Genomic DNA, 5,441 nt, shown 5'->3' with positions numbered 1-5,441 from the left:
GGGGGGGGCTTTCCTGGCGGGTTCCTTGGCCCCTCTTTTGCGTGTAACCCGGCCCGGCCGGGCGGGGGCGCGGCCGGGCCGGGACGGGTGCTGGAAGGAAGAGGGGCGGTTCCCCTCCTCCTAAAGCCTTATTTTACCTTCATGCGGGTTAGGCCGCAAGATTTTTCCCGTAAAAACTGCAGGTCAGAGCCCTGATGGGCTCACTGTGCGCGGGTCCGCCGGCGCCCCGCCCGCCCGGAGGATCGAACCGATCGGCACCGCCGACGTCGGGTCCGACAGCGCGGCCACCGCAGCCTCCAGCCGCTGCGGGTCCGCCCCCAGGAACCGCGTGGTCGCCTCCGCGATCGCGTCCGCCAGGTGCGCCCGCATCCGCGCCTCGTGCCGGTTCAGCGCGATCTGGACCGCCGCCGCCTCCGCGCTGGGGATCAGGTCGCTGGTGACCCGCTGCCTCGGCTGCACACCGAACGTCATCATCAGCACGAGCTGCCCGCGCTCCTGATCGAAGGTCACACGGAACGGCATCTCAGCTGCGGGATTCACGGCACGGCTCACATTCGACGTCGACGGGTACAGGCCAAGACCGGTCCGGCGGCGCGACGGGGGGCGCACCACCGGACCGGCGTTCATGGGGTGGTGGGCGTCCGGGGAACGGTCGCCCACACGGTCTTGCCGACCGGGTCACGGTGCCGGGCCCCGAATTCGGAGGCGGCCGCACGGACGAGGAACAGCCCTCGGCCGCTCTCCGCGTGGGTCGGCGGGACCACCGGCCGCGGCGGGTTGCGGCTCGGGTCGGAAACCTCCAGCAAGAGCTCCGTGCCGTCGTCGGTGACCTGCAGGTGCACCAGGTGGTCGTTGCTGCAGTGCCGGATGGCGTTGGTGACCAGCTCGCTGGTGACCAGGACGGCGGTGTCCACCGCCTCCTCGGGCACCTGCCAGCCGGTCAGGGCCGAACGGAGCTGCCGGCGGGCCTCACTCACCGTCTTCGGGAACGGCGTCAGCCACAGATCCCACGTCAGCGCGGTCAACCCGTCGCCCGTGGGCTCGTCATGCATGGTGATTGCGGGCACAGTGCTCCCCCTACGTGGGGGCGTCGCCCCCGTCGAGGATTCCAAGAGGTCACACCGCCGAAGCGGTGCGTGCCGAGAGCGTCCCGCCGCAGTTGGATCTGCGTGAAGGCCCACGTGATTACCCAACGTGGGTAAGCTTGCGGGGCGTCAGATTCCCCTCACTGTGCGCGACTCGGGCGAGGAGGCGCCGATGCCGGCGGCGGAAGGGCCACGAGAGCTGCCACCCGCGCTTCTCGCCGATCCCGAGATGATCCGGGCCTGCCGGACACGGGACTTCGCCACGATCTTCACCCTTGTGCGGCGCCGCGCCGGGATCTACCCCTCGCGGATCGCCGCCTTATGCGGCATGACCCCAAGCCGAGTCGGGGAGATCGCGGCCGGGCGACGCAAACTCGCACACATCGACGTCATCGAACGCGTGGCAGACGGGCTGCGCATCCCCGGCGCCATGCTCGGCCTCGCGCACCGCCCCTGGGAGATCCCAGCCCAAGCCACCCCCACCGAACCCGAGCCCCAACCGGCGCCTCCACCACCGGCCACCCCGGTCGCCGATCTGGACAGCATCCTCAACCTGGTCGACGCCGCTCAAGTGACCCGCTCGACCCTCGCCGCCATCCAGTCATCGATCCAGGACTACTGGCGCCGCGACGGCCTGCACGGCCCCGCCGCTCTGCGCCCCGCAGTCGTCGGCCAGCTACGCCACACCCAACAGCTGATCGACAACACCCGTGAAAGCCCACTACGGCACGGCCTGCTCACGCTCGCCGCCGAACTTGCCCGGCTCGCCGGATGGGCGTACTTCGACGCCCGCCAGTTCAGCACCGCTCGCACGTACTTTACCCAGGCGCTGACGATGGCCCAAAGCGTCGGCGACCGACAGTTCATCGCCAACGTCCTTTCCTGCATGAGCCTGCAGGCCACCTATGAGGGCGATGCCACTGACGCCGCCGCGCTGGCGTGCGCGGCACAGGACACCGCCCGCGACACCGACAGCCCGGACCTGGTGATGGCCATGCTGCACATGCGGGAGGCGTTCGCCCACGCCACACTGCACGCCGGCAGCGACTGCCACCGATCCATCGCCAAGGCGCGCGCGCACTTCGAACGGGCCGACCACGCCAGCGCCCCACAGTGGGTGCGGTACTTCGACGAGACCAAGCTGATCGTGGACACCGGCATCGCTCTCGCGCAGCTCGGCGAGCACCGGCAGGCCGAGCCGTTGATCGCCGAGGGCCTGCGCCGCGAACACCGCGACCAGCAGCGCGGCCGCGCCTTTCACGCCTTCTGGCTGGCCTCCACGCAGCTGCGCAACGGCGCCTTGGACCAGGCGTGTTCCACTGCCTCGCTGGCCCTGGACCTGGCGACAAACGTGGACTCCCCGCGCATCGTCGGTCACGTGCGGGAGTTCCACACCCACCTGGCCGCGCACGCCCAGGAAGCCCCGGTGGTCGCCTTCGAGGCGAAGATGCGGGAGGCGTTCTCCTAGCCTGCGCGTTTCGGTTGGGGCTGAACGCGCAGGCCAGGAGACGACTCCCGAGCGTGTTCGCCTGGTCACCCGATCGGATGGCCCGGTGTGTACGTGGCCACTCCGGGGGGCACCCCTCTCCATGCAAATGATCTTCGAGAGGGGAAACGCACATGACGACGGCTTCGACACTGCTGCACGAGTTCGCCCGATGGCTCCAGGACGCGGACCGGGACTGGGACGGGCAGATCACCAAGGAGGAGCTGACCGCGTACACCAAGGAGAACGGCAAGTTTCTGGGGTCCGAGCTCCTGTCGGAGCTCTTCGACGCGGTCGATACCGACGGCTCCGGCACGATCGACCGGGAGGAGGTGGGCGCGGTGTTCCAGGCGGAGGCCGATCGCATCGAGGCCGCCACCCTGCGCGTGAACAAGCTTGTCGAGCCCTACCCCACGGAGTCCGTGCGGATCGTGTCCTATGTGGGCACCAGCCTGCGCTACTACAACGGGGTGGTGAAGAAGGTCCTGCAGGGGGACGGTGACTCGTACACGGTGACCATGTACCAGGCCGTGTACGACAGTGATACCGACTGTGCGGTCAAGGGCAGTGACGCCGTGGTCGGCGACACGCGGACCTACGTCGGGCCGTCGCAGACCGAGAAGCGCATCGACCGGTTCCTGAACGGGAAGCCCAACGTGAACTGGTAACGACGATCTGGCGCCCGTCGTCTCCTGCGCCGGCGCCCGGCACACGTTGCCCCTCGACCATTGCGGGCGGGGGGCTTCGTGCTGCGGATGCTACTTGATGAGATCCCGGGAGAGATCCACGTGGTAGGGCCGGGCCGGATTGCGCTCCGGCTTCTTGGGGGCGGGTCGGCCGACGGAATTCGGCTGTGCCTTCCCGCTGGTACGAAGGAGGCCTTATACAAGCCTCATCGTCCCAGTTCAGAAGGCGCTTTCGCTTATGAGCCGGACGCGCCTCGAAGTGAAACGCGCAGGCTAAGCTTGGCTTTAAACCCCGCCAAGATCATTTCTTGGTGGGGTTTGTCGTTCGCCTGACAGCTGGACGGCCTCTGCTTGATCATGTGTTTCCGCCAAGAGACACGTTGATCAACCAAAGGCCGTGATGGACAGTCTGCAAGACGGCGCCGTGCGCGTCGAGACCCTGGCCGGGTTGTCCCGGTTTCGCCGTGAGCTGTACGAGTGCCTGACGTTGCGGGCGGATGCTCTGTTCGAGCTCATGGACGCGGTGCTGTGCGCCGAGGGGCCGGTGACATCCCTGCCGGAACTCTCGCTTTCGGGGGTGCATCGGCGCGGGCACGGAGCGATGTACGACGCGCTGGCCCAGGGGCACATCAACGCGTCCCGGCTTCGAATGGCGCTGGCCGGACTGCGGCTGCCGCGCGGGACGGACGGGCAGATATCCATCGCGCTGGACGTCACCGCGTGGCCGCGTCCGGATGCCGAATGCTCACCCGCGCGGCTGCACTGCCACCGTCCGTGCCGCTGCGACGGGGTGCGTCAGACCATCCCGGGCTGGCCCTACCAGGTCGCGGCGGCCCTCGGCGGGGGTCGCTCCTCGTGGACTGGGCCGCTGGACGCGGTGCGATTGGGGCCCGAGGACGATCCCACCGAGGTCACCGCCGCCCAGATCCGCGACCTTGTCGCCCGCCTGGAGCGAGCCGGGCAGTGGCGCTCGGGGGACTTGCCGGTGCTGTTCGTCCTGGACTCCGGCTACGACATCGTGCGCCTGACCTGGCTGCTGCGCGAGGAGCCGGTGCGGTTACTGGGACGCATCCGCGCCGACCGGGTGATGCGCGCCCCGGCCGGCAAGCGCCGCGGAACGAACCCCGGGCGCCCGCCCCGACATGGAGCGGAGTTCCGCCTGGCCCAGGCCACGACCTATCCGGCGCCGGTCCAGGAGTCGGCCGGCATCCACGACCGCTTCGGTCAAGTCCTCGCCCGCTGCTGGGGCCGCCTGCACCCCAAGCTGGACCGGCGCGGCTCCTGGGCTGACCACGAAGGCGAACTCCCCATCGTCGAGGGAACGTTGGTCCATTTGGCGGTCGAGCACCTGCCCGGCAATCGCGACCCCAGGCCGCTATGGCTGTGGCACAGCGACCCCGATGCCACCGCGCACGACGTCGACCGCCTCTGGCGTGGCTTTGTTCGCGAGAACGGACGGCAGATGTTCACCACTTCGGGAGTCACCAGGGGCAGCGGCCGTTCGATTTTCGCCGAGGCACGCCAGCCACTGGCCCGGCGAAGTATTCGGTTGTTTGTGAAGGGCTGAACCTGCGACGGTCACCGGCATGAACGTGGTTCTGGGAGACAAGTCCAGGTTCGGCGCAGAGGTCGGCGAGCCAGGCCCACTGTGCCGGGTCGACCTCTGGGCAGCCGGAAGGCGGCTGACCTGCGACGACAATATGGCGTACGTCCCCCAGTTCCGCCGCGATGTGCTGGACGCCGTCGCCTGGCTGCGGTCCGGCGAAGGTTCCCCCCTGCCGTTCGCTGGCTTGTCCGCCGAAGCCACACACCGGCGTCTCGTGCAGCGCGCGGGGGACGACGACGAGCCCGAGGCCGACTACCAGCTGCGCGGCCGGTTCCGGGTCCTGCTCTGGGGGCCCACCACCGACAACGTGACGGCCCACCTGTTCCGCGAAGAGGACAGCCTGGTGATCACGCTGTCGTTCTGGCGTGAGGAACACCTGCTCAGCCACCCCGAAGACGCCGGTGCGGTCTTCACGGTCGAGATCCCGGCCAAGGAGTTTGTCGGGATCCTTGAGGGCATCGCGGCCGCGCTCGACCCCAGCTAAGGGCTTGCAGATGATTAACTCGCCGATTTGGTCTGTGCGAGGACGCGAGCGTGGAGAGCCGAGAGTTCGGCGGGCGGCGTCTGCGCGGGCGGGA

Annotated in this window: 6 protein-coding genes; 4 read left to right on the top strand and 2 right to left on the bottom strand. The window is 68.9% G+C overall.

Translation table 11 applies throughout. From position 1 onward, the window contains the following. Positions 1-183 precede the first annotated feature (183 nt). Together ACFVXE_RS34485 and ACFVXE_RS34480 are read right to left on the bottom strand one after the other, a co-directional pair. The gene (locus ACFVXE_RS34485; protein WP_389677194.1) at positions 184-540 is read right to left on the bottom strand and encodes a hypothetical protein; all 357 of its coding nucleotides are present in this window, start codon (positions 538-540) and stop codon (positions 184-186) included. Positions 541-623: 83 nt separating this feature from the next. Next, positions 624-1,067, bottom strand: coding sequence for an ATP-binding protein (locus tag ACFVXE_RS34480; protein ID WP_389677192.1), 444 nt, complete (start codon positions 1,065-1,067; stop codon positions 624-626). Between the two features lie 190 nt (positions 1,068-1,257). Between ACFVXE_RS34480 and ACFVXE_RS34475 the strand changes: the two genes are divergently transcribed. The 4 genes from ACFVXE_RS34475 to ACFVXE_RS34460 all read left to right on the top strand — a co-directional run bounded on the left by ACFVXE_RS34475 (position 1,258) and on the right by ACFVXE_RS34460 (position 5,347). Continuing rightward, positions 1,258-2,553, top strand: coding sequence for a helix-turn-helix domain-containing protein (locus ACFVXE_RS34475; protein ID WP_389677190.1), 1,296 nt, complete (start codon positions 1,258-1,260; stop codon positions 2,551-2,553). 152 nt (positions 2,554-2,705) lie between these two features. Beyond that, the gene (locus ACFVXE_RS34470) at positions 2,706-3,239 is read left to right on the top strand and encodes an EF-hand domain-containing protein (RefSeq protein WP_389677189.1); all 534 of its coding nucleotides are present in this window, start codon (positions 2,706-2,708) and stop codon (positions 3,237-3,239) included. Positions 3,240-3,657: 418 nt separating this feature from the next. Next, positions 3,658-4,824 carry a transposase gene (locus tag ACFVXE_RS34465; protein ID WP_389677187.1) on the top strand — a complete coding sequence of 389 codons (1,167 nt, stop codon included), beginning with the start codon at positions 3,658-3,660 and terminating at the stop codon, positions 4,822-4,824. A 19-nt stretch (positions 4,825-4,843) separates the two neighbouring features. Further along, on the top strand, positions 4,844-5,347 hold the full coding sequence (locus ACFVXE_RS34460; RefSeq protein ID WP_389677186.1) for a hypothetical protein: 504 nt from the start codon (positions 4,844-4,846) through the stop codon (positions 5,345-5,347). Positions 5,348-5,441: the final 94 nt, after the last annotated feature.

The organism is Streptomyces sp. NPDC058231 (genome assembly GCF_042882275.1).
In the GTDB taxonomy this organism is placed as follows: domain Bacteria; phylum Actinomycetota; class Actinomycetes; order Streptomycetales; family Streptomycetaceae; genus Streptomyces.
The sequence above is the reverse complement of the archived record's forward strand: the minus strand, read 5'-3'. Positions and strand labels throughout refer to the sequence as shown.